The 25941-nt window shown below is 62.1% G+C and carries 24 protein-coding genes and 1 pseudogene; 10 read left to right on the forward strand and 15 right to left on the reverse strand.

What is annotated here, in order from left to right:
- Positions 1 to 379, reverse strand: a pseudogene (locus BJQ17_RS20535) (hypothetical protein); the annotation flags it as partial.
- 178 nt (positions 380 to 557) lie between these two features.
- Here BJQ17_RS20535 and BJQ17_RS20540 point away from each other — a divergent pair.
- Positions 558 to 1478: an iron-sulfur-binding ferredoxin reductase gene (locus BJQ17_RS20540; RefSeq protein ID WP_003255227.1), complete on the forward strand. Its 921-nt coding sequence runs from the start codon at positions 558 to 560 to the stop codon at positions 1476 to 1478.
- Positions 1479 to 1520: 42 nt separating this feature from the next.
- Here BJQ17_RS20540 and BJQ17_RS20545 read toward each other — a convergent pair whose 3' ends face one another.
- Positions 1521 to 2249: a phosphatase PAP2 family protein gene (locus BJQ17_RS20545; RefSeq protein WP_019750537.1), complete on the reverse strand. Its 729-nt coding sequence runs from the start codon at positions 2247 to 2249 to the stop codon at positions 1521 to 1523.
- A gap of 183 nt (positions 2250 to 2432) precedes the next feature.
- Here BJQ17_RS20545 and colR point away from each other — a divergent pair, with 183 nt between their 5' ends.
- From colR to BJQ17_RS20570, 5 genes are all read left to right on the forward strand, one after another.
- Positions 2433 to 3116, forward strand: a complete 684-nt coding sequence (gene colR, locus BJQ17_RS20550; RefSeq protein ID WP_003255215.1) for a two-component system response regulator ColR — start codon at positions 2433 to 2435, stop codon at positions 3114 to 3116.
- Positions 3106 to 4416: a HAMP domain-containing sensor histidine kinase gene (locus tag BJQ17_RS20555; RefSeq protein ID WP_003255212.1), complete on the forward strand. Its 1311-nt coding sequence runs from the start codon at positions 3106 to 3108 to the stop codon at positions 4414 to 4416. The genes colR and BJQ17_RS20555 overlap by 11 nt, the downstream gene beginning before the upstream one ends.
- Positions 4417 to 4523: 107 nt before the next feature.
- Positions 4524 to 5204 carry a class I SAM-dependent methyltransferase gene (locus tag BJQ17_RS20560; RefSeq protein ID WP_003255211.1) on the forward strand — a complete coding sequence of 227 codons (681 nt, stop codon included), beginning with the start codon at positions 4524 to 4526 and terminating at the stop codon, positions 5202 to 5204.
- Between the two features lie 6 nt (positions 5205 to 5210).
- Complete coding sequence (locus tag BJQ17_RS20565) at positions 5211 to 5909, forward strand: lipopolysaccharide kinase InaA family protein (protein ID WP_004574440.1); 699 nt, start codon at positions 5211 to 5213, stop codon at positions 5907 to 5909.
- Positions 5909 to 6142, forward strand: a complete 234-nt coding sequence (locus BJQ17_RS20570) for a hypothetical protein (protein WP_070096572.1) — start codon at positions 5909 to 5911, stop codon at positions 6140 to 6142. Before BJQ17_RS20565 ends, BJQ17_RS20570 begins: the two co-directional genes overlap by 1 nt.
- Before the next feature lie 108 nt (positions 6143 to 6250).
- Here the strand turns inward: BJQ17_RS20570 and BJQ17_RS20575 are convergent, their stop codons facing one another.
- The 11 genes from BJQ17_RS20575 to BJQ17_RS20625 form a co-directional block, all read right to left on the reverse strand.
- A complete protein-coding gene (locus BJQ17_RS20575; RefSeq protein ID WP_070096573.1) occupies positions 6251 to 9295 on the reverse strand; it encodes a multidrug efflux RND transporter permease subunit in 3045 nt (1014 codons plus the stop codon).
- Positions 9296 to 9307: 12 nt separating this feature from the next.
- The gene (locus BJQ17_RS20580; RefSeq protein ID WP_003255202.1) at positions 9308 to 10456 is read right to left on the reverse strand and encodes an efflux RND transporter periplasmic adaptor subunit; all 1149 of its coding nucleotides are present in this window, start codon (positions 10454 to 10456) and stop codon (positions 9308 to 9310) included.
- Between the two features lie 219 nt (positions 10457 to 10675).
- Positions 10676 to 11773, reverse strand: a complete 1098-nt coding sequence (locus BJQ17_RS20585; protein WP_004574444.1) for a DUF1513 domain-containing protein — start codon at positions 11771 to 11773, stop codon at positions 10676 to 10678.
- Between the two features lie 2 nt (positions 11774 to 11775).
- Complete coding sequence (locus tag BJQ17_RS20590; protein ID WP_070096574.1) at positions 11776 to 12840, reverse strand: imelysin family protein; 1065 nt, start codon at positions 12838 to 12840, stop codon at positions 11776 to 11778.
- Positions 12841 to 12859: 19 nt separating this feature from the next.
- Complete coding sequence (locus BJQ17_RS20595) at positions 12860 to 14287, reverse strand: di-heme oxidoredictase family protein (protein WP_070096575.1); 1428 nt, start codon at positions 14285 to 14287, stop codon at positions 12860 to 12862.
- A gap of 109 nt (positions 14288 to 14396) precedes the next feature.
- Complete coding sequence (locus BJQ17_RS20600) at positions 14397 to 14783, reverse strand: hypothetical protein (protein ID WP_003255197.1); 387 nt, start codon at positions 14781 to 14783, stop codon at positions 14397 to 14399.
- Positions 14784 to 14797: 14 nt separating this feature from the next.
- The gene (locus BJQ17_RS20605; RefSeq protein WP_003255196.1) at positions 14798 to 15280 is read right to left on the reverse strand and encodes a hypothetical protein; all 483 of its coding nucleotides are present in this window, start codon (positions 15278 to 15280) and stop codon (positions 14798 to 14800) included.
- 141 nt (positions 15281 to 15421) lie between these two features.
- Positions 15422 to 16756 (reverse strand): imelysin family protein, encoded by a 1335-nt coding sequence (locus BJQ17_RS20610; RefSeq protein WP_019750543.1) that lies wholly within the window; start codon positions 16754 to 16756, stop codon positions 15422 to 15424.
- A gap of 159 nt (positions 16757 to 16915) precedes the next feature.
- Positions 16916 to 18967 (reverse strand): bifunctional diguanylate cyclase/phosphodiesterase, encoded by a 2052-nt coding sequence (locus BJQ17_RS20615; protein WP_003255193.1) that lies wholly within the window; start codon positions 18965 to 18967, stop codon positions 16916 to 16918.
- Positions 18968 to 19216: 249 nt separating this feature from the next.
- A complete protein-coding gene (locus BJQ17_RS20620; protein WP_003255187.1) occupies positions 19217 to 19813 on the reverse strand; it encodes a superoxide dismutase in 597 nt (198 codons plus the stop codon).
- Between the two features lie 271 nt (positions 19814 to 20084).
- The gene (locus BJQ17_RS20625) at positions 20085 to 20684 is read right to left on the reverse strand and encodes a LysE/ArgO family amino acid transporter (RefSeq protein WP_003255185.1); all 600 of its coding nucleotides are present in this window, start codon (positions 20682 to 20684) and stop codon (positions 20085 to 20087) included.
- 101 nt (positions 20685 to 20785) lie between these two features.
- On the opposite strand from BJQ17_RS20625, the gene BJQ17_RS20630 reads away from it, so the two are divergent.
- From BJQ17_RS20630 to BJQ17_RS20640, 3 genes are all read left to right on the forward strand, one after another.
- Positions 20786 to 21676 (forward strand): LysR family transcriptional regulator ArgP, encoded by an 891-nt coding sequence (locus tag BJQ17_RS20630; RefSeq protein ID WP_003255184.1) that lies wholly within the window; start codon positions 20786 to 20788, stop codon positions 21674 to 21676.
- A 49-nt stretch (positions 21677 to 21725) separates the two neighbouring features.
- Entirely contained in the window at positions 21726 to 22718 is a 993-nt protein-coding gene (locus tag BJQ17_RS20635) for an NAD(P)-dependent oxidoreductase (RefSeq protein ID WP_003255182.1), read from the forward strand.
- Positions 22719 to 22791: 73 nt separating this feature from the next.
- The gene (locus tag BJQ17_RS20640; RefSeq protein ID WP_003255181.1) at positions 22792 to 23661 is read left to right on the forward strand and encodes a hypothetical protein; all 870 of its coding nucleotides are present in this window, start codon (positions 22792 to 22794) and stop codon (positions 23659 to 23661) included.
- 95 nt (positions 23662 to 23756) lie between these two features.
- On the opposite strand, the gene BJQ17_RS20645 is transcribed toward BJQ17_RS20640, so the two are convergent.
- Positions 23757 to 24806, reverse strand: coding sequence for an alkene reductase (locus BJQ17_RS20645; RefSeq protein ID WP_047604985.1), 1050 nt, complete (start codon positions 24804 to 24806; stop codon positions 23757 to 23759).
- Positions 24807 to 24823: 17 nt separating this feature from the next.
- Positions 24824 to 25126 (reverse strand): helix-turn-helix transcriptional regulator, encoded by a 303-nt coding sequence (locus BJQ17_RS20650; protein WP_003255178.1) that lies wholly within the window; start codon positions 25124 to 25126, stop codon positions 24824 to 24826.
- Between the two features lie 150 nt (positions 25127 to 25276).
- Between BJQ17_RS20650 and BJQ17_RS20655 the strand changes: the two genes are divergently transcribed.
- Positions 25277 to 25861, forward strand: coding sequence for an ACP phosphodiesterase (locus BJQ17_RS20655; protein ID WP_004574459.1), 585 nt, complete (start codon positions 25277 to 25279; stop codon positions 25859 to 25861).
- Positions 25862 to 25941: the final 80 nt, after the last annotated feature.

The raw sequence follows: 25941 nt of genomic DNA on the forward strand, positions 1-25941 counted from the left end.
ACTGCCCGTTCGCAGTGAAACGAGCCAGCGCCGGAAAATGCAAGTTGGTCGATGGGTCGTGGTAGAGGCCTGTGATGATGATGTGCTCGCCGTGCAGATGAATGCCTCCGGCTGTAGAGTTGAAGCCCTCTTTGAAGGTTCCGGTAGCCAAGCCGCCTTTGCCAAACGTAGTATCCAGTTTCCCGTTGTGGTCTATGCGCATGAGCGCATAACCCATCGCCTCGCCAATACGGGTCTCCCCCACGCACAGGCGCCATTTATCATGTTTGACTGAGACTATTGAGGCGTTTATTGCCACCACGTCCGGGTCTGGATGAACAATGCCTTGTTCGCCGTAGCTAGGGTCTAATAGTTCTGACTTTATAGATGTGAATTTCATGATGGGTACCTCCACGCTTGAGGAGATCCCAGCGTGATGTGTTAACCATCAAGGTTAAACTGTCAAATTTGTCAGTTGACACTCAATTCGTTGATTGTAAAAAATAATTCTGCCGTCGCTGTGGTACATTCGCCATGAAACCCGCCGTCAGGTTCCTTGTTTTGGAGAAACTGTAATCATGCCCATAATCTATGTGGGCTTGCGCCGTTGGACTGTGCCCATTGGCAGCAACCTGCTCGATGCCCTCAACGAGGCGGGGCTTAATGTGCCTTACAGTTGCCGCGCCGGCAGTTGCCACGCCTGCCTGGTGCACTGCCTGGACGGGCAACCGGCAGACGCATTGCCCGAGGCATTGGCATTGGAGAAACACGCCCAGGGCTGGCGCCTGGCTTGCCAGTGCCGGGTGGTCGAGGACCTGCGTGTGGCGCTATACGACCCCTTGCTGGGTGGTGTACCGGCACAGGTCTGTGCGTTGGACTGGTTTGGCGATGTATTGCGCCTGCGGTTGCGCCCCGATCGGGTGGTGCGTTACCAGGCAGGGCAGCACGTGGTGCTGTGGCTAGGCGCGGTTGCTCGGCCTTATTCCTTGGCCAGCCTGCCGGGTGAGGATGATTTTCTCGAGTTTCATATCGATTGCCAGCGGCCTGGTGCCTTTTGCGACAAGGCGCGTGGTCTGCAGGTCGGCGATCAGATGCGTTTGGGGGAGTTCAGAGGCGGAGCCCTTCATTACGACCCTGATTGGCAGGAGCGGCCGCTGTGGTTGCTGGCTGCGGGAACCGGGCTGGCGCCGCTCTGGGGTATCTTGCGCGAAGCGTTGCGCCGGGGGCATCGGGGCGAAATCCGGGTGGTGCATGTGGCGCGGGATCCGGCTGGGCACTATCTGGCGGAGAAGCTGCTGAAGCTGCCCGGGGTGAGTGTCGAGCTGGTGCTGGTGGAGCATGTGGATGAAGCGTTGGCCGGGATGCGGCTGTTGTCGCGCCAGACGGTGGCGCTGCTGTGTGGGGCACCGGCGAGTGTCGAGCGGTTTGCCCGGCGGATGTTCATGGCAGGGGTACCGCGGGGGCAGGTGTTTGCTGATGTGTTCGTCGAGCATGCCTGAGGGTCGCCTTGAAGTGCGAAGGGCCGCAAAGCGGCCCCTCTTTCATGCGGCGCTGCGCTCGGCGACGGGTACCTCGGCCAGCCCCCGCCGATAGAGAACCAGGTAATACGACCCCAATCCGATCAACCAGCAGAACACTGCCGTCCACATATTGTGCGACAGGAAGTGCGCCCCCTGCATCATCCTGCCCACCGACAGTACCGACCCTGCTATCAAGGCCACTGCAAACGCCACCCGCGCCAGGCGCGGCTTGCGATCACGCAGCATGAAGAACAAGGCGAACAGGCAGAAACCGGTCGCTGCATGCCCGCCCGGCCAGCACAGGCCAGGCTTGTCGGTAGGCGGCCGTGGTTCCAGCAGCTTGCTGTAGGTTTCGGTGCCGCCAAACTGGGTCAGGCTCCAAGGGCACTGCACCTGGGTGACTTTTTTCAGCGGTGTGACAAACGCCGTGGACAAGCCCAGTGCCAGCGCCAGGCAGCCCAGTTCACGGCGCCAGCCAAACAGGCGCTTCCAGAAAAAGCTCGCGGCAAAGGTCAGCAGCGATATCACCCCCAACAGGATCACCACTTGCTTGACCCGGTCATGCAGGATGTTTTCCAGCAGGTAACTGTGGCGGCCAATGAACTGCCCGGCAGCGGGGTCGAAGAACAGGTTGGCGACATCCATGTCGACTGAAGTCAGCTCCAGCAGGATCAAGGCCAGCGCAGTCGCCAGGGGAATTCCCAGGTACAGCCAATAGTTGATCGGGCGAGGGGAGGTGCGTTGCTGCATGACGGCTCCAGGGCGCGAAAAAGATCGGGTATTGTCGGCCGCCCGCTATCCTGTGTCCGTGAAGGATCAGTGAAAAAACCGTCAAGTGCGGTGAATTTTCCCCAGGGCTGGCACCGTGCAGGCATAGGCCTTAAGCTGCGCCTGCCGCGCACCACAGCGAAGAGCGCCGCACAGGAGAAACCGATGCGCATTCTTTTGGTTGAAGACAACCGCGATATTCTGGCCAACCTGGCCGATTACCTGGGCATGAAAGGCTACACCGTCGACTGTGCCCAGGATGGCCTGTCCGGGCTGCATTTGGCCGCCACCGAACACTACGACCTGATCGTACTCGACATCATGCTGCCAGGCATCGATGGCTACACCCTGTGCAAGCGCTTGCGTGAAGATGCCCGCCGTGACACGCCGGTGATCATGCTCACTGCCCGTGACCAGCTGGACGACCGCCTGCAGGGCTTCCGCTCTGGGGCTGACGACTACCTGCTCAAGCCATTTGCTCTGTCGGAGCTGGCGGCGCGCATCGAAGCGGTGCTGCGCCGTGCCCAGGGCGGTGGGCGCCGCACCCTCCAGGTGGCTGACCTGAGCTACGACCTCGATACCCTTGAGGTAACCCGCCAGGGGCGCCTGCTGAAGCTTAACCCGGTCGGCCTCAAGCTGCTGGCGGTACTGATGCAGAAAAGCCCGCACGTACTGCGCCGCGAGGTGCTGGAAGAAGCCTTGTGGGGCGATGACTGCCCCGATAGCGACAGCCTGCGCAGCCATGTGCATCAGTTGCGCCAGGTGATCGACAAACCGTTTGAAAAACCGTTGCTGCATACCGTCCATGGCGTCGGCTATCGCCTCGCCGAGGGCCGCGATGGAGTTTAAGCAAAGCCTTGCCCAGCGCATCATCATCGCCTTTGCCCTGATGAGTGCGCTGGTGGCCGGGGCCTTCGCATTCGGTATCGTTGGCACGGTGCACCTGGTCGAAGAGCGACTGATTTCCTCGGTACTGGGCGGTGACCTGCAGCGCCTGCTGCGTATGGACAGCGTCAGTGACTGGAGTCATCGGCCTCGCCCAGACCAGCTGTTCTATTTCAGCGGCGGGCGTGACGACTTCGAGCTGCCCAAGGACCTGCGGCACCTCGACCGCGGTTTCCACGAAGTGTTCCGAGACCAGCTGTCCTACCACGCCATGGTTGAGATCGTCGATGGTCGCCGTTATGTACTGCTGCAGGACCAGAGCGACTTCGAGGAGCGCGAGCGCGTACTGTTTGCCGTGGTTGTGGTGGGCTTCGTGCTCAGCCTGGTGTTGGCGGTCATCCTTGGCTGGCTGGTTGCACGTCGGGTAATGGCACCGGTCATCCGCCTGGCGCGTCAGGTGCGCCACCGCGATCAACTACTGGGCCTGGCCCCGCCGCTGGCTCCGGATTATGCGGCGGACGAAGTCGGCCAGCTTGCGGTGGCTTTCGACGACACCCTGGGCCGCCTGCGTGATGCGCTGACCCGCGAGCGGCTGTTCACCAGCGACGTCAGCCACGAGCTGCGCACGCCGTTGATGGTGTTGGCGACCTCGTGTGAGCTTCTGATGGAAAACCCCGGCCTCGATGCCCGTGCGCGTAGCCAGGTGGAGCGCGTGGCGCGGGCCACCGAAGAAATGCGCGAGCTGGTCAAGACCTTCCTTATGTTGGCCCGCGCGCAGCGTGATGAGGGGGCAGTGGCGTCACGGGCGACCCTGCGCGAAGTGGCCGACGAGCTCATCGGGGTGTGGCGCGACACCATCGAACAGAAAGGCCTCACCTTGTATTTCGATGGCCGCGTGAGCGCTAGCCCTGTGCTGTACAACGCCACCTTCCTGCAGTCGGTGATGGGCAACCTGCTGCGCAATGCGGCGCACTACACCGACAGTGGGTATATCCGCCTGAGCCTGGAAGCCAACGGTTTCAGCGTAGAAGACAGCGGCGTGGGTATCCCCGAAGAGCAGCGTGAGGCCATGTTCAGGCCGTTCGTGCGCGGCGATGAACGGCGTGGCGAGGGCCTGGGGCTAGGGCTTTCGCTGGTGCAGCGGATCTGTGACGACCAGGGTTGGCGTGTCACCCTGACATCCACCTTGCCGCATGGCTGCCGCTTCCAGGTGGACCTGAGCAACACCGTGGCCAAAGGCGACCCGGACGCCCTGGCCGAGTAATGTCTTGTATCAGGTCAAATGGTGTTCAACGTTTTTTTCACATTGGCATGACCTGATTCCAACGCTTGCATACCTAATGTGGGCGCAATGGAGTCAGGAGATGTCCAATGCGTAGCCCCATCAAGCTTGAATTTTCCGAGAAGTACGACAAAGACCATGCGCGCGAGTACTTTCTCAAGCACCAGGACGGCCTGGCGCGACGCCTTTCCCACAAGCGAGATGAGCAGTTGGCGCGCCGCGCCCTGGCATTGGCGGGCGAGCCTGGTTTGGTACTGGACCTGCCATGCGGAGCGGGCCGTTTCTGGCCGCTGTTGGCGGAAAAGCCCAATCGGGTAATCATCGGTGCCGACAACTCCGAGGCCATGATCGAGACCGCCTGTGCGGCGCAACCGCCAGAAGTGGTGGCACGGGTACGGCCTTTGCAGACTTCGGCATTTGCCATCGACCTGCCAGATAACGCCGTGGACAGCATTTTCTGCATGCGCCTGTTCCATCACATTGGCGAGGCAGCGCACAGAAAGACCATTCTTTCGGAATTTCAACGGGTTAGCCGTGATAGCGTGATCCTGTCACTGTGGGTGGATGGCAACTTCAAGGCCTGGCGCCGGAAAAAGCTGGAGCAGCGCCGTAGCGCCAAGGCCGAACAGGATAATTACCAGAACCGTTTCGTGTTACCTGCCGAAACGGTCGAAGAAGAATTCAGGGCCGCCGGCTTCAGAATCCAGGAACGCCTGGACTTCCTGCCGTTCTATGCCATGTGGCGGGTCTATGTATTGCGTAAGGGGTAGTGTTTGATGGCTGTAGCCCATAAAGGGGAAGCGCAGTTCGATTTTTACTGGCGCCAGCAAGGCGAGTGGGTCGAGGAGCCTAACCAGCGCCGCGGCGGCGAGAGTGGCGTGCAACGCCTTAACGATGCCGATGGCAAGCTGTTGTATGCCAAACGCCAGGTCGGGCATATCTACCGCAGCCTGTTGCACCCTTTTGGTCGGCCGACCGTGTTGCGTGAACTCGATGCGCTGAACAGTTTCGAGCAGTTGGGCGTGCGTGTGCCGCGCATCGTCTTCTGTGGCGCACAGCGTGATGCCGAGCACCAGTGGCGCGCGCTGCTGGTCAGCGAAGCGCTGGACGGTTTTGTCGAACTCGACACCTGGCATGCCGAAGGTGCCCGCGAGCGTTACCCGCAGGTGGTGCATGAGCGCATGCTCAAGGACCTGGCGGACAACCTGGCGCGGATGCACCTGGGGCACTGGCAGCACGGCTGCCTGTACGGCAAGCACGTATTTATCAAGGTAATCGGCGAGGGCGAGCAGGCCCGCGTCGAAGTGGCGCTGCTGGACCTGGAAAAGTGCAGGCGGCGTATCAGCTGCCAGCGGGCGGCCGGCAATGACCTGCGTCAGCTACGCCGCCATTCGTCGCTCAATGACGCGGAATGGCAGACACTGCTCTACTTTTACAAGATGGCGTTTGGCAGCGCTGTCAAAGGGTTAGAGTAATGAAACTAGAAATTGCTCGAGCTTTGTTCCTGGTAGCTGGCCTGGCGGTGACCACCGTGGCGGTGGCTGCCTGGGAAGAGCCGAGGCCGACCGTATTCAGCAAGGCTGAGATGGCAGACCAGTGCGCGTTGCCGCGGCATGCAAAACCGCAGCAGCAGGCCCAGAGCGAGCCGGACCAGGACCTTTTGCTGTTCCTGTTTGGCCTGCGTCAAGGGTTGCGGCCATTTGGATGAACCCTGCGTTAGCTGAAAAAGCCAGAGGCCTCGCGATTGCGGGGCCTTTGGCTTTTTGCGTCTGCGTTGCCGGCCTCTTCGCGGGCAAGCCCGCTCCCACAGGTTGGTTCAAGCGATTGCAGGTGCCTTGGCGCTCGCCTTGTGCGCCAGCAGGGTGTAGACGCACGGCAACACAAACAAGGTAAACAGCGTGCCAATCGACATCCCGGTGGCAATCACCATACCGATGTCAAACCGGCTTACTGCTCCCGCCCCGGTTGCCAGAATCAGCGGCACCATGCCGAACACCATAGCCGCAGTGGTCATCAGCACCGGCCGCAGGCGAATGGCCGCTGCTTCCTCGATCGCTTCGCGCACACTCAGGCCACGCTCATCGCGTAGCTGATTGGCGAACTCGACGATCAGGATTCCGTGCTTGCTGATAAGCCCGATCAATGTCACCAGCCCGACCTGGGTGTAGATATTCATGCTCGACACACCCAGGAACAGCGGCAAAAGCGCGCCACAGATGGACAACGGCACGGTCACCAGAATCACCAACGGGTCGCGGAAGCTTTCGAACTGTGCAGCCAGCACGAGGAAAATGATCGCCAGCGCCAGGCCGAAGGTGACCCACAATGCGCTGCCTTCCTGCACATACTGGCGGGCCACGCCGGCGTAGTCGAAGGCAAAGCCCTCCGGGGCCTCTTCGCGAGCGATGTCCTGCACGGTCTTCAGTGCCTCGCCCAGGCTGACCATGGGGACGCCCTGGATGATCGCAGCGTTCAGTTGCTGGAACTGGTTGAGCTGGCGTGGGCGAGCGCGGTCGGTGAGGGTGATCAGGGTCGACAGCGGCAACAACTGGCCCTGCTCGTTCTTCACGTAGTAATTGTTCAGCCAGCCGGGGTTGTCGCGGTAAGGCCGTTCAACCTGGGCGATCACCTTGTAACTGCGGCCTTCAAGGGTGAAGCGGTTGATTTCCGCCTCGCCCAGCAGGGTCGCCAGGGTGCCGCCGAGGGTGTCCATCGACACCCCCATCTGCGCCGCCTTTGCCCGGTCGATGTCCACCACCACTTCGGGCTTGTCGAAGGCAAGATCGATATCGAGGAAGGCGAACTTGCCCGATGCCTGAGCGCGCGTCTTGATGCGCTGGGCCACGTCCAGCAGTGCCGGGTAGTCGCCAGCGGTATTGATCACAAACTGGAATGGCAAGCCCTCGCCAGTGCCGGGCAACGACGGCAGGTTGAAGCCGAAGATCTGCAGCCCGCTGATTTCCATGAGTTTGGCCTGCACCAGCGGCAGTAGCTCCATCTGTGTGCGTTCGCGCTCGTTCCAGGGCTTGAGCAAAAAACCACCGATACCAGTCTGCACGCCGTTGAAGCCGTTGATCTGAAACGACGAGTAATACTCGGGGAAGGCCTTGAACAGCGGTGTGAACTGGTCGGTGTAGGCGTTGAGGTAGTCGAGGTTGGCCGGTTGAGGCGAGCTGCTCATCATGAAAATCACCCCCTGGTCCTCGTTGGGTGCCAGTTCGTTCTGGGTGAATTTGAGCAGCACCGGGATCAGGCACAGGATGATCACGGCAAACACCAGCACCACCGGCCGGCTGTCGAGGGTGGCGTGCAGCACGCGCTGGTAGCGCCCTTTCAGGCGTTCGAACAGCTGGTCGAGGCGGTGGGCCAGGCCGCTCGGGTTCTGCTCCCGGCGCAGCAGCAGGGCGCACATCATTGGTGACAGCGTCAGGGCAACGATACCGGAAATGACCACCGCCCCGGCCAGCGTCAGGGCAAACTCCTTGAACAGCGCGCCGGTGAGCCCGGTGAGGAAGCCGATCGGTGCATACACGGCAGCAAGGGTGATGGTCATGGACACCACTGGCATGGCAATTTCGCGCGCGCCTTCCAAGGCTGCGTCGAACGGCGACTTGCCTTCTTCCATGTGCCGGTGAATGTTTTCCACCACCACAATGGCATCGTCCACGACCAGGCCGATGGCCAGCACCATGGCGAGCAGGGTCAGCAGGTTGAGCGAGTAGCCCATCATCTGCATGAAGAACAGTACACCGATCATCGACAGCGGTATGGTCACCACCGGAATCAGTACCGAGCGCAGGGCGCCAAGGAACAGGAACACCACGACGATGACGATCAGCACCGCTTCGCCCAAGGTCTTGATCACTTCGTCGATCGAGGCCTGGATGAACCGCGTGGCGTCGTAGGCAATCGACACTTTCAATGCCGACGGCAGCTGGCTTTCCAGCTCAGGCATGATGCGCCGCACTTCCTTGATGACATCCAGTGGGTTGGCGGCCGGGGTGGCCTTGATGCCGATATAGACCGACGGGGTGCCGTCGAACGAGCTGACCGTGTCGTAGTTTTCTGCGCCCATCTCGACCCGCGCCACATCGCCCAGCAGCACGCGGCTGTCACCGCTGGTCTTGAGCGGCAGGGCGGCGAACGCCTCGGCCGACTTCAGCTCGGTGCTGGCGTTGACGCTGGTGACCACGTATTCGCCTTTCACCTCGCCAGCGGCGGAAAGGAAGTTGTAGCGGCGTACGGCATTGGTCACGTCGGTAGCCGAAAGGCCGAAACCGGCCAGCTTCACCGGGTCCAGCCAAAGGCGCATGGCGAACACCTGGTTGCCGAGGATCTCCGCCTCGGCCATGCCCGGCAAAGTGGCCAGCTTGGGCTGGATCACACGTGACAGGTAGTCGGTGATCTGCGGGTTGCTCATTTCCTTGCTGTAGAAGCTGACGTACATCAGCGCCGAGGCGTCGGCAGATTCCTTGCTCAGTACCGGGTCTTCTGAGTCCTGGGGAAGCTTGTTACGCACCTCATTGGCCTTGGCCAGCAGCTCGGTGAACAGCCGGTCGCTGTCGGCGCCAACGCGCGCGTAAATGGAAATGATCGAGAAGTTCTGCCGGCTCACCGAGGTCATGTAGTCAATGCCTTCGGCGCTGGCCAGGCTTTGCTGCAATGGCTGGGTGATATAGCCCTGAATGGTTTCGGCGTTAGCCCCGGGGTAGGCGGTGGTGACCGTGATCAGGGCGTTTTCCATTTGCGGGTACTGGCGGATCTGCAGCTTGTTCCAGGCCTGGAAGCCGAGCAGCAGAATCAGCAGGCTGACCACGCTGGCCAGCACCGGGCGGCGAATGAACGGGTCGGTGAACGCCATGCCAGCCTCCTGTCAGTCCTTGGCCGCTGCGCCCGGTTCGGGCTTGAGGGCGTTGTCCTGGCCAATGCGTATCGCGGCACCGGGTGTGAGTTTCAGCTGCCCGGCGGTGACTACCTGTTCCCCGGCCTGCAGGCCTTCGCTGACTACAACCACGCCGTCTCGGCGCTCGCCAGTCTTTACCGTGCGCTGTTCGGCGACCAGCTGGGGTTGGCCCTTGTCGTCGTACTCCGGCTTGCCGTCCTTGTCCTTTTTCGGTGAGGCGACATACACCGAGTTGCCATACAGGGTGTAGGTAATGGCGCTTTCCGGCACCACCACTTGTGGCTGCGGGTTGGGCAGCAGGATCAACAGGCTGGCGAACATGCCTGGCAGCAGTTTGCCGTCGGGGTTGGCCATGGTGGCACGTACCAGCAGGTTGCGCGTGGTTTCCTCGACCTTGGGGTTGATGGCGCTAAGGCTGGCGGGGAAGCGCTGGCCGGGGTAGGCGGCCACTTGCACCAGCACCTGCTGGCCCAGGCTCAGGCGTGGCAGGGCCTGTTCCGGCACGTTGAAGTCTACGTACAGGCTGGACGTGTCTTGCAGGGTGGCGATCACAGCCCCGGCGGCCAGGTACTGGCCGATGTCCACCTGGCGGATGCCGATGGTGCCGCTGAAAGGTGCATTGATGCGTTTCTTGATCTTCTGCGCCTTAAGCTGCTCGACCACTGCCTGGTTGCGCCGGTACTGGGAGGAAAGGCGGTCGAACTCGCCGCGGGAGATGGCCGAATCGCCCACCAGCTGGCTGCCACGGCCGAAGTCGACCTTGGCCAGGCCCAGGTCGGCCAGGGCGGTACCGAGCAGGGCTGTTTCCTGATCGTCGTTGAGCTGCAAGAGCAGTTGCCCGGCCTTGACCTGCTGGCCTGAATCGAAGTGCAGGGATTTGACGATGCCTTCCACCTCCAGGCTCAGATCCACACCCTGCAGCGCCTTGAGGCTGCCGACAGCGGGCAGGCGCTCTTGCCACGGGCGCTGTTCAGCCATAGCAGCCGCCACGGTGATAGGGGGCTTGGGGGCAGTGAACATCTGGATCTGCTGGTAGATCGAGAAGGCTTTGTAACCCCCCAGGGCCAGCACGATCAGCAGAACCACGGCCAACATGATGAGCATGCGGCGGCGCAGCATAGGTCCGGTTCCTTGGATGCAGTTGTTATTCGCTTCTACACGACAACGGGCGATCCTGCCCACGTGTGGATGGGGGAAGTATTGACTGTTTTTCCGGAGATGGGGGGGTGAAATGCCTGTGCCGGCCTTTTCGCGGCTAAAGCCGCTCCTACAGGGACTGTGTAGAACCCTGTGGGATCGGCTTTAGCTGCGAGAAGGCCAGTGAGTGCAACAGAACAATCAGACGAGATGCAGGTGGTTGTCCCAGAAGCCGGACGGCAGGTTCATCGGTTGCCCGACCAGTTCGGCCTTGCGGCAATCGTAGAACCGGCAGCGGCCCTGCCCGGAGGTGACGACAAAGCCGTCCTTCACCGCGCCAACGCCTGCGCAGTCGGGCATCGGGGCATCCAGCCGCACCGCGCCGCTGTCCAGGTCCCAGACGAACAGGCGGTTGGCCCGCGGTGCCGTCAGCGCCACCAGCCGCAGCTCGCTGTGGATGGCAACGCTTGCGGTGTATTGGGCCATGGCTTGCAGTTGCCGCTCCGGCACCGGGAAGGCCTTGAATGGCTCGCCCGGGCGCTTGATCGCCAGCAGCTCGGCAGTTTCATCGGCATCGCCCATGAACTGCTGGCAGGCGGCGATGGTGCCATCGCTGGCCACTGCCAGGTGTCGCACGCTGTTCATCTGCTGGGTCAGGGTTTCCTTGCTCAGCAGGGTGCCGTCGCGCTGCATCAGCACCAGGCTCGGTTGCATGGCGTCGAGGTTCATCTCGACACGGCTTTCGGCTTCGGTACGGATACCGCCGTTGGCCACGACCAGCGTTTCACCGTCAGGCAGCCAGGCAACCTCGTGCGGGCCGATACCGTGGGTCGGGATCTCACCGGTGTGCACCAGGCGTTCGCCTTCGAAACGGTACACGCCAAGTACGCCGCGCCCGGGGTCGGTGGTGTCGTTCTCGGTGGCATACAGCCATTCGCCGCCTTTGTGCACGACGGCGTGGCCATAGAAGTGCCGGTTCGGCTGCGAGGTTACTGTTTGCAGCAGGCGCCCGTCACGCAGGTCGATCAGGTAGCTTTCGGTGCCTGGGCGCCGGGCGACGAACAGGGCGATGGGCAGCTCGGGGTGGTGGATGATGGCATGGCAACGCTGAGCGACCTGGGTGCTGAACACCTGTGTGCCGTCCAGGCGAAAACCTACGGCAAAGTGCTGGCCGTTGCCGTTGTCACGCGCCGAGAGCAGCAAGGGTTCGCTGCCTTTGTTGCGGAACAGGCTCCAGCCGCCCAAGGTGAGGGCACTGAGCAATACGCTACCGAGTTTGAGTGCCTGGCGTCGCAGCATGATCAGTCACCGTCGTTGGCATTGAAGCCCAGCTGGATGTTCAGCGCCTTGGCAAGATCGCCTTCGTGCAGGCGGTGGACGACGTTCAAGCTGTCGTAGATCTGGTTGAGGGTTTGCTGACCGGTGTCGTCGGCCAGCAGCTCACCGAGCGTTTTCTGGTTGTCGGCAAGCAACTTGAGCGAAGTAGCGTAGGCGGCGTCGATCTTGTCCACCAGCGCTTTCTGATCGCTGGGCAACAGGCCGCGCAGGCCCTTGTTGTCTACCCCGACCCAGACAGCTTCGGCGGCCTTGAGGCTGGCCTGCAGGCTGTTCATCGAGTTGTGGCTGCGCCAGGCCTCGGCCTGCAGCGGCTGCGGAATGCCCTTGCTCTGACGGCCCATCGGTGCGCCGAGCTTCTTCTTCAGGGTGTCCAGGGCGGTCACCTGGGCGCGCAGCAGATCGGCGATAGCCTCGTGGGAGTCGGCGTAGCGCTGGTTGGGGAACTTGGTCAACTGCGAGAGCATGCCGTCGGTGCTGTTCCAACCTTTGAGAATCTCCTCTGCCAGGGCTTTCTGATGTGCGCCGATGGCCACCAGCAGCGGGCAGTAGCGGGCTTTCTGTTCGGCAGTGGCGATGTCCGGCTTGCTGTCGAACAGGATGTACTCATAGGCCGACAAGCCACGTACCACTACGCTGGACTTGCCCAAAGCCTCAGCATCAACCGGCTTGTCGCCGTTGACCAGCTGCTCGACCTGACGGCCGACCAGGTTTTTCTTGTCAGGCCAGAATTGGACCTGCCAGGCGCGGTTGCCTTCAGCCAGCGGGCCGACCAGTAGCGGTTGCAGCTCGGCCCAGGCTTTTTGTGCATTGAGGAAGTCGGCGCGGGCTTTGTCCAGGCTTTCCTTGCCTTCGCAATAGGCCAGGGCACTGGCAGCCAGCGTACGGTCGGCTTCGACCCAGCGGCTGTAGGTAGGCAGGATCACCTGGTTGGCGATGGCGGCGGAGGTCACTGCTTGCGGGTCTTGTGGCGAGCAGGCACCGAGGGCGAGTGCGGCGAGGCTGGTGAACAACAGTTTGGGTCGGAACATGCCCGGCTCCTTTGCGCGTTTAAAGTGAGTTCAGGAACGCGAGCAACGCAGCGCGCTGCTCGGCATCGAAAGTGAGTACGAAATTGCGTGCCGCCTCGGCTTCGCCACCGTGCCACAGCACGGCCTCAAGCAGGTTGCGGGCGCGGCCGTCATGCAGGAACTGGCTATGGCCGCTGACCGTTTCGCTCAGGCCGATGCCCCACAGTGGCGGCGTACGCCAGTCCTGGCCGTTGGCGGCGAATTCGGTGCGCTCGTCGGCCAGCCCCGGGCCCATGTCATGCAGCAGCAGGTCGCTGTAGGGGCGGATGACCTGGTTGGCCAATGCGGGTTCGGTGGCGTCGGCGGCGGTGGTGAACTGCGGTGTGTGGCAACCTTGGCAACCCGCCTGGTAGAACAGGTTCTTGCCCGCCAGCACCTGTGGCGAGCCGACGTCGCGGCGGGCCGGCACCGCCAGGTTGCGGGTGTAGAACGTGACCAGGCGCAGGATGTTGTCGCTGACTTCTTTCTCGCCATCGGCACCGTCGCCGTTGGGCGCAGCCAGGCAGTCGGTTTGTGCCGGAGTGCAATCGTCGTTGGGCAGCAGGGTGCTGGTCAGGCCCATGTCGCCGGCAAAGGCGTGCACGTTCTGCTGGTTGACGTTGGGCTGCCCGGCTTTCCAGCCGAAGCGGCCGATCACTGTTTTGCCCTGGGCGTCGTCCCACACACGGTTGGCCCGCCCGCGGATGCCATCGCGGTTACGGTCGTCCGGGTCTTCGTTGGCCAGCAGGTCGGCTTCGGGGATCGCTTCAAGCAGGCCCAGGCCGATCATCGGTGGTGCCACCCGCGCAGAAAAGCGCGTGTCGGGGTGCATCACTCCATAGCCGAGCTGGGTGATTTGCAGGGCTGGCTTGCGCAACTCGACCTGATGGCCGTCCTTGAATGACACGGTTTCGCGGGTGTAGCTCACCCGCACCTTGCCTTCGGGCGCCACGCCGGGAATGGCCATGTCCTGCAACTGGGTACCGTAGACAGGTTCTGGCACCACGCCGAGGCGCTCGATCACTTTGGCCAGGTAGGGTTGGTCGGGGATCGACAGGCGTACCAGCATACCCACCGCGTTGACGTCGCCCGGCTCTGGCGGGTGGCCACGGCCATCGCGCACGTGGCAGTTCTGACAGGCGTTGGTATTGAACAGCGGGCCCAGACCATCACGCGCGGTGGTGGTTGACGGCGCGATCACCCAGGGGTTGCGAAAGAAACTGTTGCCAACGGCGAAGTCCAGGCGCAGCGCTGGCGAGAGGTTGGCCGAGGGCAGGGAATAGGCATTGCGGTCGCTGCGCTGCACGGTCGCCTGGCCACCCGACAACGCTTCGCCGGGCTCGGCGTGAGTGAAACGCGGGGCGTCGTCACAGGCGGCCAAGGCCAAGGCCAGCAGCAAGGGAAGGAGTCGGGACAGCGACAAGGACATCGAGAATCCTGGGCGTGAGCGAAAAACCGGCGTGCAGCTTAGCAGGCCCAGGATCATTGAATAAGAGCAATTTGCGTTTGCTTGATGAAATCGCTGCCAGCGCGGTTGCTCAGGCCATATAGAGCATGAAGTGTCGGTTGACCAGGTTGACGATCAGGTTCTTGTTGCCGCCACCGCGATTATCGCCGATGACTTCGATGACGTCTTCGCTGGTGTATTCCATGGAGGAGGCGGTAATGCACTTGACCGCGTCCATGTGTGCAGGTTGCCAGTAATCCTGGAATAACCAGATGCTGGTGTCGGCAGACGGGCCGAGGATCAGGCGCAAGGCCTTGTGGTTCTCAGTCGATCTGCCGATCCACGGGATGGCCAGCGAGCCATTCCAGACGTGCTGGGCGCCGACTGCCAGGCTGTTGCTGCGGTTTTCACCGTCGATCAGGGTCAGGGTATAAGGCGTGTTATTGGCGATGGAGCGCAAGTAGGTGACGTTGGCCATGTAGTGTTTTCCTTTCAATGTTCAGTTTTCGGGCGTGGCAACGGGCTGGTCGGGGCGCGATAGACATAAGCCGCGAGCAAAGTGATTTCGTTGAACGGAGGGTCGAGCTCGGCGGGATGAAAGCGTCCGAGCAGTTGCATCCCTTGGTCAATGGCGACTGCCTCGAACATACGGCGGTCAGTTTCGTTGGGGTCGTACAGGTAGATCTTGCCGGGGCGGGCGACTACCCGGCACATTTCCTCGGCCACATGCCGGGTGATCGGAGCGCCCATCAGCGTCACGTGAGGGACTGCATGGTCGTCGAGGGGAAAGTCCGGAGCATCGTATTCGTATACGACAATGAGGTTGGGAATGTGCCCACCAGCGAACGGCCCGTTGGAGATGAGCTGGCCAGCCTTGTTCAGGTTGTACGCATCGTTGAATCCGGTGATGAGGTCTTCCCCATTCATGCGCTGGACGATTCGGCCTTCGCCCCAGACATCAAGAATCTGCAGCACTGTGCCTCCTGTTAGCTTTGATCGAAGGCCTACAGGATGAGCATCTGCGTGCACGCCAGGCAGCGGGAAGCGTTTTACCCGGCAGCAAACGAAAACGCCCGGCACAAGGCCGGGCGTTTTCGATGAAGCGCTACAGCAGGATCAGAACTCGTGATCCGCAGTGTCCGGGTTCAGGTTGGCAATGCCCAGCTTGCCCGCGGCCTGCTCGATCGAGCCGGTCTGCTTGACCAGGGAGGCGATGGCGTCACGCACGATCTGGTTGCCGGCAGCGTTGTCGGCGGCGATCAGCTGGTCGTAGTGCTCGCCTTTGAGGGCGTGGTCGACGATCACCTGAAGCTTGGCCTCGGTGGCTTCCAGATCGGCCTTGAGGGCTGCATCGGCGGCCGGGTCAACCTTGGCGACCAGCGACGACAGGCTAGGGCCGGTCAGCTTGGTGCCGTCCGGGCGGGTGTACTCGCCCAGGTAGACGTTGCGGATGCCCTTGGCGTCGTAGAAGTGCGAATAGTGAGTGTTGTCGCTGAAGCAGTCTTGCTCGTCTTCTGGCGAGTTGGCTTCCAGCGAAACTTTCATGCGCTCGCCAGCCAGTTCGCCCAGCGACAGGCTGCCCATGCCGAACAGCATCTTACGCAGGCCGTCGTTGACAGGCTCGGCTTCCAGCTTGGCGCGGTAGTTGTCGGCGACGTTCGGTGCCCAGTTGCCGACCATCTCTTCGAGGTCGGTGACCAGCAGGTCGGTAACCGCTTTGAGGTAGGCGCGGCGGCGGTCGTTGTGGCCGCCGGTGGCGCCCTGGCCTTCCAGGTAGTCGGATGCCGGGCGGTTGCCAGCGCCAGGGCCGGTGCCGTTCAGGTCCTGGCCCCAGAGCAGGAATTCGATGGCGTGATAGCCCGTGGCAACGTTGGCCTCGGAGCCAGCCAGCTCGTTCAGGCTAGCCAGTTTTTCGGGGGTGATGTCCTTGACGTCGACCTTCTCTTCGCCCACCTGGATCTCGGTGTTGGCGATGATGTTGGCGCTGGCCCCCGGGTTGCCCAAGGCGTGCTCGTAGCTCTTGTCGACGTAGTCGATCAGGCCTTCGTCCAGGGGCCAGGCGTTCACCTGACCTTCCCAGTCGTCGATGATGGTGTTGCCAAAGCGGAAGGTTTCGCTCTGCAGGTACGGTACGCGCGCGGCGAACCAGGCTTCCTTGGCGGCTTTCAGGGTTTCGTCGTTGGGCTTGGCCAGGAACGCGTCGACTGCGCTCTGCAGCGTCTTGGCAGTGCTCAGCGAGTCGCTGTACACGGCGTAGACCATGTCGGTGTAATGCTTGACCACGGCTTTGCCGGCGGCTTCGTCGACAGCCCCTGGCGCAACAGCGGTGGTGGCGGCAGCAGGTGCCTGGGCTTGCGGCGCGGCGGCTTTTTCGTCCTTGCCTTCACCGCAACCGGCGAGGGCGATGGCAATGGCCAGCAGACTGGCGGAGGCCAGAGGCATTCGAATCATTATTGGTTTTCCTGCATCGTGTGGTTGGACCAAAGGGGTGGACCGTGCGCCGTGGCACGCAAAACTACAACATCATGCGAAAGATTTGCATTTGCTGTAAAGGGGCGGGCGCGCAATTCATGTAAATCAGGGGCACGGCCTGTAACCGGGCAGGTGGCCTCAGGACACCGAAACCCGGTTGCGTTGCGCTTGTTTGAGGAAGTGGGTCAGTTCACGGGCCGAAAGGGGCTTGCTGTAGTGGTAGCCCTGGCCCTCGTGGCAACCCTGGGCAACGATGTAGGTTTCCTGCTCGGCCGTCTCCACGCCCTCGGCGATGACCTGCATCCCCAGGCTCTTGCCCAGCTGGATGATGGCGCGAACGATGGTGGCGTCGTCATCATCGTCGAGCAGGTCCTGAACGAAGCTCTTGTCGATCTTGATCTTGTCCAGTGGCAGCGACTTCAGGTAGCTGAGGGACGAGTAGCCGGTGCCGAAGTCGTCGATGGCAATCAGCGCCCCGGAGCGGCGCAGGCTCAACAGGTGCTGGGCGGCGGTGCTGATGTCTTCCATCAGGCCGGTTTCGGTGACTTCCAGTTCCAGGCTGCGCGGTGGTAGGCGATAGGCTTGCAGCAGGTTGTTGACCACCCGTGGCAGCTCGCTGTGGTGCAGTTGCACGGTAGACAGGTTGACCGCCATGCGCAGGTCGCTGAAGCCTTGGTCGTGCCATTCGCGCAGTTGCCGGCAGGCCTGGTCAAGCACCCATTCGCCGATGCTGATGATGCTGCCGTTCTGCTCGGCCAGGGGGATGAACTGGTCGGGTGGCACCATGCCCAGTTCCGGGTGCTGCCAGCGCAGCAGGGCCTCTACGCCAACTACCCGGTGGTCGCGGTAGCTGATCTGTGGCTGATACACCAGGTAAAGCTGGTTGCGGGGCAGGGCTTCACGCAGGTCCTTTTCCAGTTCGCGACGGCGACGCATCTCGCTGTCGACGCTGGCGATATAGAACTGGTAGCGGTTGCGCGAGCGGGCCTTGGCCAGGGTCATGGTCTGTTCGGCTTTCTGCAGCAGTTTTTCGGTGCTGTCACCGTCTTCGGGGAACAGGGTGATGCCGATGGTCGCGCGCAGGCGGATTTGCTCGTGGTCGAGGTCGAACGGTACTTCCAGGTCATCAAGGATGCTTTGCGCCAGTTCGGCAGCCTCGTAGGGCTGCTCGATATTGGCCTGTACCAGGGCGAACTGGTCGCCGCCCAGCCGCGCCAGAGCGCCCAGGCGGCCGCTGTGGGCGCGTAGTCGATCGGCCAGGGCCAGCAGCAACTGGTCACCGACCTGGTAGCTGAACTGTTCGTTGATACCCTTGAAGTCGTCCAGGCCAACGCACAGCACTGCCACACGGTGCTGCAGACGGCCGCCGTCGACGAGGATCTTGTCCAGTTGCTGCTGCAGTTGCTGGCGGTTGGGCAGGCCGGTGAGGAAGTCGTACTGGGCCATGCGCTGCAGGCTGTTTTCCGCCTCATGGCGCAGATGGGTGTTGCGCTCGATCGAGGCCAGCAACTGGTTGGCGGTGTTCACCCACAGGCCCAGTTCGTTTTTCTCGTGGCCCTTGAGCAGCGGTATCTGGTGCTGGCTGGGGCGGTCAGGGTTGATCTGGGTGAGGTGCTCGATGATCTTCGACAGCGGTTTGGTCAGCAGCCAGTGGTAGACCAGGTAAAGCACCAGGCCCATGGCCATGGCCCGCAGCACGCCGGATATGAAGATGATCACCGCGTTGATCAGGAAATCTTTGCCGTAGGAGGAGGTATCGAGGGTAATGCTGAGGTCGCCGTAGTATTCGCTGTAAGGGCCACGGCCGACCAGTTGTGTGGTGTAGGTGCGCTCCTGGCCGAGGATGAGGTCGGTGAGCCAGCGCATGGACATGTCCTGCAGCGGGCGGGACTTTTCTGCCAGCATGGTTTCGTTGGGGTGGCCAATGGAGGCCATGCGCACTGATTCGTCCTGGAACAGGCCTTCCATGACCTGCATGCCCATTTCACGGTCGAGGCTGTAAACCGCCTGGGTCGAGGGATCGCGGAACATGTCGAGGATGCGCTGGGCATCGTTGTCCACGGCCTGGCGGGTCTTGTAGGTGTCATAGACGATTTGCGCACAGCTGAGCACGACGCCAACCGCCAACGCCGACAGCAGCACGACCCTGAGCAACTTGACCGACAAGCTGTTCCGCAATTCCAGCTTCAATGGGGTTTCCTTAATCCATGCGCATGGCATCATTTTGCCATCAACGATGACGATACACTACCGGCCGATCATGAGCAGTGTATCGGTTGCCTGACCCCGCAACTTGAATGCGCTGTATCAATCTTCCAGAGGTTTGATGTTAGCGCGCTATGCGGGCTGAGCAAGCAAAACCGTGCCAGCCTGTTTGCGGCAACACAGGCACAAAAAAACCCGGCACATGGCCGGGTTTCTCGTTCAAGGCCGAATGACTCAGGCCTTGAAGGTCTTGCCTTCGAACTGCTCGGCAACGAAGGCCCAGTTGACCAGGTTCCAGAACGCCTCGACGTACTTCGGACGCAGGTTGCGGTAGTCGATGTAGTAGGCGTGTTCCCAGACGTCGCAGGTCAGCAGCGGGGTGTCGCCGCTGGTCAGTGGGCAGCCGGCGCCGATGGTGCTGGCCAGGGCCAGGGAACCGTCAGCTTTCTTCACCAGCCAGCCCCAGCCGGAACCGAAGGTGCCAACCGAAGTCTTGGTGAACTCTTCCTTGAACTTGTCGAAGGAACCGAAAGCGGCGTTGATGGCGTCAGCCAGTGCACCGGTAGGCTGGCCGCCGCCGTTTGGCGACAGGCAGTTCCAGTAGAAGGTGTGGTTCCAGACTTGAGCGGCGTTGTTGAAGATGCCGCCCGAAGAGCTCTTGACGATCTCTTCCAGGGTCTTGCCTTCGAATTCGGTGCCTGGGACCAGGTTGTTCAGGTTCACGACATAGGTGTTGTGGTGCTTGTCGTGGTGATACTCCAGGGTTTCCTTGGAGATGTGCGGCTGCAGGGCATCATGGGCGTACGGCAGCGGCGGCAATTCAAAAGCCATGGTGGATCTCCTGATTCAGGTCTGTTTGCGGTTTGCGCAAGGCCGATCACGGGCGGCCCGATAAGCGTCGGCGAGTCTGTACTCTTTGCGACGCAAGGGCTGGATCATAGCACCGGGCCCGGCGCATAACCACGCAACAAACATAGGGAATAGAGGTTCCGGAGGGGTTGGGCTGTGCCGACCAGTGGCTCGCCGTTGCGTTGGTGTTGCCAGTGAGGGCGAGCGTCGCTCGATCTGGCAGGCGATGAATATGCTGCACCAAGCCCCGAGGTCAGTTGAAGATCAATTGTGCCGCCACCGCGAACATCATCACCGCCACCATCAGGTCGAGCATGCGCCAGGTCGCAGGCCGCGCCAGCCACGGTGCCAGCCACGCCGCGCCAATGGCCAGGGTCGAGAACCACAGCAGCGAAGCGCTGGCCGCACCGGCCACGTAGGCGCCAGGGGCGGACTGTTGGGCGCCCAGCGAGCCGATCAGCAACACCGTATCGAGGTACACGTGCGGGTTCAGCAGGGTCACCGCCAGGGCGCTGAGCAGTACGGCGCGACGTGAGCGAACGCCCTGGCCTTGCTGGTGCTGCAGGCTCTGCTTGGAGCAGGCACTGCGCAGCGCCTTGGCGCCGTACCAGATCAGGAACACTGCGCCGCCCCAGCGGGCGATTGCCAGCAAGGTCGGGTTGTGTGCCAGCACGGTGGCCAGGCCGAATACCCCGGCGGCCACGAGGATGGCGTCACAGACGATGCACAGCGCTGCCACCGGCAGGTGATGCTCACGGCGCAGGCTCTGGGCGAGGACGAAGGCGTTCTGGGCGCCGATGGCCATGATCAGGCCGAAGGCCACTAGCATGCCATTGAGATAGCTTTGCCACATGGCAGGGCTCTCCAAAAAGGGTCACGGAAGATGCTGGCCATTGTGATGTTCGGCGCTGTATAAGAAAAACAAATAAAGCTGATCACCCATTAGGAAAATCGATGTTCGACTACAAACTGCTGGCTGCCCTCGCGGCCGTGATCGAACAAGGCGGTTTCGAGCGTGCGGCGCAGGTGCTGGGCTTGTCGCAATCGGCCATTTCCCAGCGCATCAAGTTGCTTGAGGCGCGGGTCGGTCAGCCCGTGTTGGTACGTGCCTCGCCGCCCGGCACGACCGAAGTCGGCCGGCAGCTACTCAACCATGTGCAGCAGGTGCGCCTGCTTGAACGCGACCTGCAGCGCCAGGTACCGGCGCTGGATGAAGAGGGCATGCCGGAGCGCCTGCGTATCGCCCTCAACGCCGATAGCCTGGCCACCTGGTGGGCCGGCGCGGTGGGCAACTTCTGCGCACAACAGAACGTGCTGACCGACCTGGTGGTTGAGGACCAGGAAGTGGGCCTGAAACGCATGCGTGCCGGCGAAGTGGCGGCCTGCCTGTGTGGGAGCGAGCGGCCGGTAGCCGGCGCACGCAGTTTGCCACTGGGGGCCATGCGCTACCGGGCATTGGCCAGTCCCGTGTTCATGGCGCGGCACTTCCCCCAAGGTTTTGTCGCCAGTCGCCTGGCCCGTACGCCAGCGATCGTGTACGGCCCGGACGATTTCCTGCAGCATCGCTACCTGGCATCGCTGGGCATAGAGGGTGGTTTCCTGCACCACCTGTGCCCTTCGTCCGAAGGCTTCCTGCGCATGACCGAGGCCGGGTTGGGATGGGGCCTGGTGCCCGAACTGCAGGCCCGGGAGCAACTGGCCAGTGGGCAATTGGTGGAAATCTGCCGCGATACCCCTATCGATGTGCCGCTGTACTGGCATCATTGGCGCAATGGCGGGCAATTGCTCGCGCAACTGACCGACCACCTGCGGCACACCGCACAGCATTGGCTGGTGCCCTTGTAGCCGTGGCTGGCGTCAGTTGCATCTGAAATCTGGCAAGACGGAGTGTTACATGCGAATTCTGGTCACCGGCGCGAGTGGCTTCATTGGCGGGCGTTTTGCGCGTTTCGCCCTGGAGCAAGGCCTGGACGTGCGCGTCAGCGGCCGCCGTGCCGAAGGGGTCGAGCATCTGGTCAAGCGTGGCGCACAGTTCATCCCGGGTGATCTGGGTGACGCCGAGCTGGCCCGGCGTTTGTGCCAGGGTGTCGAAGCCGTGGTGCATTGCGCTGGCGCGGTCGGTAACTGGGGGCGCTATCAGGATTTCTACCAAGGCAACGTGGTGGTGACCGAGAACGTGGTCGAGGGCTGCCTGAAAGAGCACGTACGGCGCCTGGTGCATCTGTCTTCGCCGTCGATTTACTTCAATGGCCGTTCGCGTCTGGACGTCCGTGAAGACCAGGTACCGCGTCGCTTCCACGATCACTATGGGCAAACCAAGTACCTGGCCGAGCAGAAAGTGTTCGGTGCCCAGGAGTTCGGCCTGGAAGTGCTGGCGCTGCGTCCGCGCTTCGTTACCGGTGCGGGCGATGCCAGTATCTTCCCGCGGCTGATGCAGATGCAGCGCAAAGGGCGTGTGGCGATTATCGGCAACGGCCTGAACAAGGTCGATTTCACCAGTGTGCACAACCTTAACGAGGCGCTGCTAAGTGCATTGTTCGCTGATGACCGGGCGCTGGGCCAGGCCTACAACATAAGCAACGGCCAGCCACTGCCGCTGTGGGACGTGGTCAACTACGTGATGCGCCAGATGCAGCTTCCCCAGGTGACCCGCTACCGTTCCTATGGTCTTGCCTATAGCCTGGCCGCGCTCAACGAGGCGGCCTGCATGTTATGGCCAGGGCGCCCGCAACCGACCTTGTCGCGCCTGGGGATGCAGGTGATGAGCCGTGATTTCACCCTGGATATCAGCCGTGCCCGGCAGTACCTGGACTACCAACCCAAGGTCAGCCTGTGGACGGCGCTGGATGAATTCTGCGGCTGGTGGAAGCATTTGCCGCCCGGCTGACAATGGTCATCAATGCGCCGCGCTGGCGGTTTATACTCGTGCCTCTTTGTGACTACCGCGGTTGAATGTATCCATGCGTAACCATGCTCACGATGACTTTGATGACGTGCCTGCCTTGCGGGCGGGCACCGTTGATGATGACGAACTGATGCCGGCGCATGTGATGCGCAGCCGCCAGAAAGCCGCCCGCGGGGCTAGCACGGCGCCGTTGTGGGCGTTGATCGGTGCCGCGTTCATCGCGTTGGCGGGCCTGGGTTGGTGGAGCTTTCAGCAGATCTCGCTAATGGAGCAGCAACTGGTGGCGACCCAGGAAAGCTTTGCCCGCATCAGTGAAGAGGCGGCTGGCCGCCTTCAGGCGATCAGTGGCAAGGTGGCGGCCAGTGAGTCTGGCGCCACTACCAGCAGTGAGGCATTGAAGCTACAGCTGCGCCAGTTGCAGCAGGGTGTTGCCGGGCAGACCGGCGACCTGGGCAAGCGTCTGGAGCAGGTGCTGGCCGATACCCGAGAACAGCAGAAGGCTGTGACCGAGCTGCAAAGCCAGTTGCAGGCGCAACTGAAGCTGGTGAATGGCGAGTTGGCGGCGCTGCGTTCGGGCCAGGTCGATGGTGGCAAGCTGGATGCCCAGTTCAAGAGCCTGAGCGAGCAGGTTGCCGCGCTGAAAGCCTCACAGGTGGATGGCGGCCAGCTGGACGGCCAGCTCAAGAGTTTGGGTAGCGAGGTGGCGGCCTTGAAGAAACAGGGCAACCCAAGCGCTGAGATTCAGAGCCTGCAGCAGGACATGCTGGTGTTGAAGAGCCAGGTCGACAACCGCCCGGCCGCGGCGTCATCCAGTGGTGCTTCGGTGCAGGAGTTCGATGCCTTCCGTGCGCAGATGACGCGTAACCTGAATACGCTGCAGAGCCAGATTCAGAACCTGCAGCAACAGATCAACGCTCGGCCGTGACGCCGCAGGGGAGGGCGTTGCCCTCCTATCGCGACACAAGGCCGCTCCCACTATGTACGGTGTACGCCGATTGAGCTGCGCCCCGGCAATCTTGATTACAACCGCGGGTAATCGATGTACCCCACCGGCCCCTTGCCATAGAAGGTTTCGGGATGTGCCTCGTTCAACGGCGCATCCGCTGCCAGCCGTGCCGGCAGGTCGGGGTTGGCGATGAATGGCACACCAAACGCCACGGCATCCGCTTTGCCACTGGCCAGGGCCGCATTGGCACTGGCCTTGTCGAACCGCTCGTTGACGATGTACGGGCCACCGAATGCCTCTTTGATCAGCGGCCCGATGCTGTCGTCGGCTTCCCGCTCCCGCGAGCAGATGAAGGCGATGCCGCGCTTGCCCAGCGCTCGGGCCACATAGGTGAAGGTCTCGGCGCGGTCGGCGTCGCCCATGTCATGGGCGTCGGCTCGCGGTGCCAGGTGCACACCTACGCGCTGCGCGCCCCACACTTCAATGGCCGCATCGGTCACCTCCAGCAGCAGGCGCGCGCGGTTTTCCAGCGAGCCACCGTAACGGTCGGTGCGCTGGTTGGTGCTGCTTTGCAGGAATTGGTCGAGCAGGTAACCGTTGGCGCCATGGATCTCCACACCATCGAAACCGGCAGCCTTGGCATTTTCGGCACCACTGCGGTAGGCCTCGACGATGTCGTTGATTTCTTCGGTTTCCAGCGCCCGCGGGGTAGGGTAGTCACTCAGCGGGCGCACCAGGCTCACATGGCCCTTGGGCTGGATCGCGCTGGGGGCCACAGGCAGTTCGCCATTCAGATAGCTGGGGTGGGAGATACGACCCACGTGCCACAGCTGCAGGAAGATGCGACCGCCCGCGGCATGTACGGCCTTTGTCACATTGTTCCAGCCACGTACCTGTTCATCGTTCCAGATGCCGGGGGTATCTGGGTAGCCGACGCCCATCGGGCTGACCGAAGTGGCCTCGCTGAGGATCAGCCCGGCGCTGGCACGTTGTACGTAGTATTCGGCCATCAGCGCATTGGGCACACGGCCTTCATCGGCACGGCAGCGGGTGAGCGGGGCCATGATGATACGGTTGGGCAGTTGCAGGTCGCCCAGTTTGATCGGATCGAAAAGCGTGGTCATTGTGGTTACCTGCCTTGTCAAAGTGCTTGGCGCAGTTGTTCGAGGAACGCCTGGATGGTGGCTTCGTCGCGTTTGAAGAAGTGCCATTGGCCAATCTTCTGGCTGCTGATCAGCCCGGCGCGCTGCAACGTGGCCAGGTGGGCAGAGACGGTCGACTGCGACAGGCCGCAGCGTTGGTCGATTTGCCCCGCACACACACCGTTTTCGGTGCTGTGGTACTGGTCCGGAAACTGGGTTGCCGGGTCTTTCAGCCAGCTGAGAATTTCTCGCCTGACCGGGTGGGCCAGTGCTTTTATGATTTCGTCGAGATCGAGTGGCATGGTTTGAGGCTCGTTGTAGCGGTATATCGCGATAGGCCGAAATATAATTCGCTGAATTCCGATATACAAATACGAAGGCGTTCTGAGCTGAGCACGAATCGATATATCGCGTTATAACGATATGCTGGGTGGCGATGCTAGACTGCGCTCATGAACTACCTCGCACACTTGCACCTGGGCGGCCCGGCGCCGCAACAACTGCTTGGCAGCCTGTATGGCGACTTTGTCAAAGGCTCCTTGGAAGGGCGCTTTCCGCCTGCGCTGGAGGCGGCCATCCGGCTGCACCGGCATATCGACAGTTACACTGACCAGCATCCGTTGGTGCTGGCGGCTCTGGCACGTTTTCCGCGCGAGCGGCGGCGCTTTGCCGGCATCGTCCTGGATGTGTTTTTCGACCATTGCCTGGCACGGCACTGGGGCAACTACGCCGATCAGCCGCTGGAGCAGTTCACTGGCGCGTTTTATCGGGTATTGCTGGCAGAGCCCGAGCTGCCTGGGCGGCTGGCGCGGATTGCGCCGTTCATGGCAGCGGATGACTGGCTAGGGGCGTATGGCGATTTCGACACGCTGGAGCAGGTGTTCAACGGCATTGCCCGGCGCTTGTCACGGCCTGAGGGGATGGCCGGGGTGATGGTGGAACTGGAGCGACTGTATGAGCCGCTGCTGGCGGATTTTCGCGAGTTCTACCCGCAGCTGCAGGCGTTTGCGGCGGTAGGGCGGATGTCTGACAGTTAGAGGTGTGTGGGTGATACTGGCCCCTTCGCGGGTAAACCCGCTCCTACGGGCAATGCGCTCGGTGTAGGAGCGGGTTCACC

Source organism: Pseudomonas sp. NBRC 111139, assembly GCF_001753955.1.
Lineage (GTDB): Bacteria > Pseudomonadota > Gammaproteobacteria > Pseudomonadales > Pseudomonadaceae > Aquipseudomonas > Aquipseudomonas alloputida.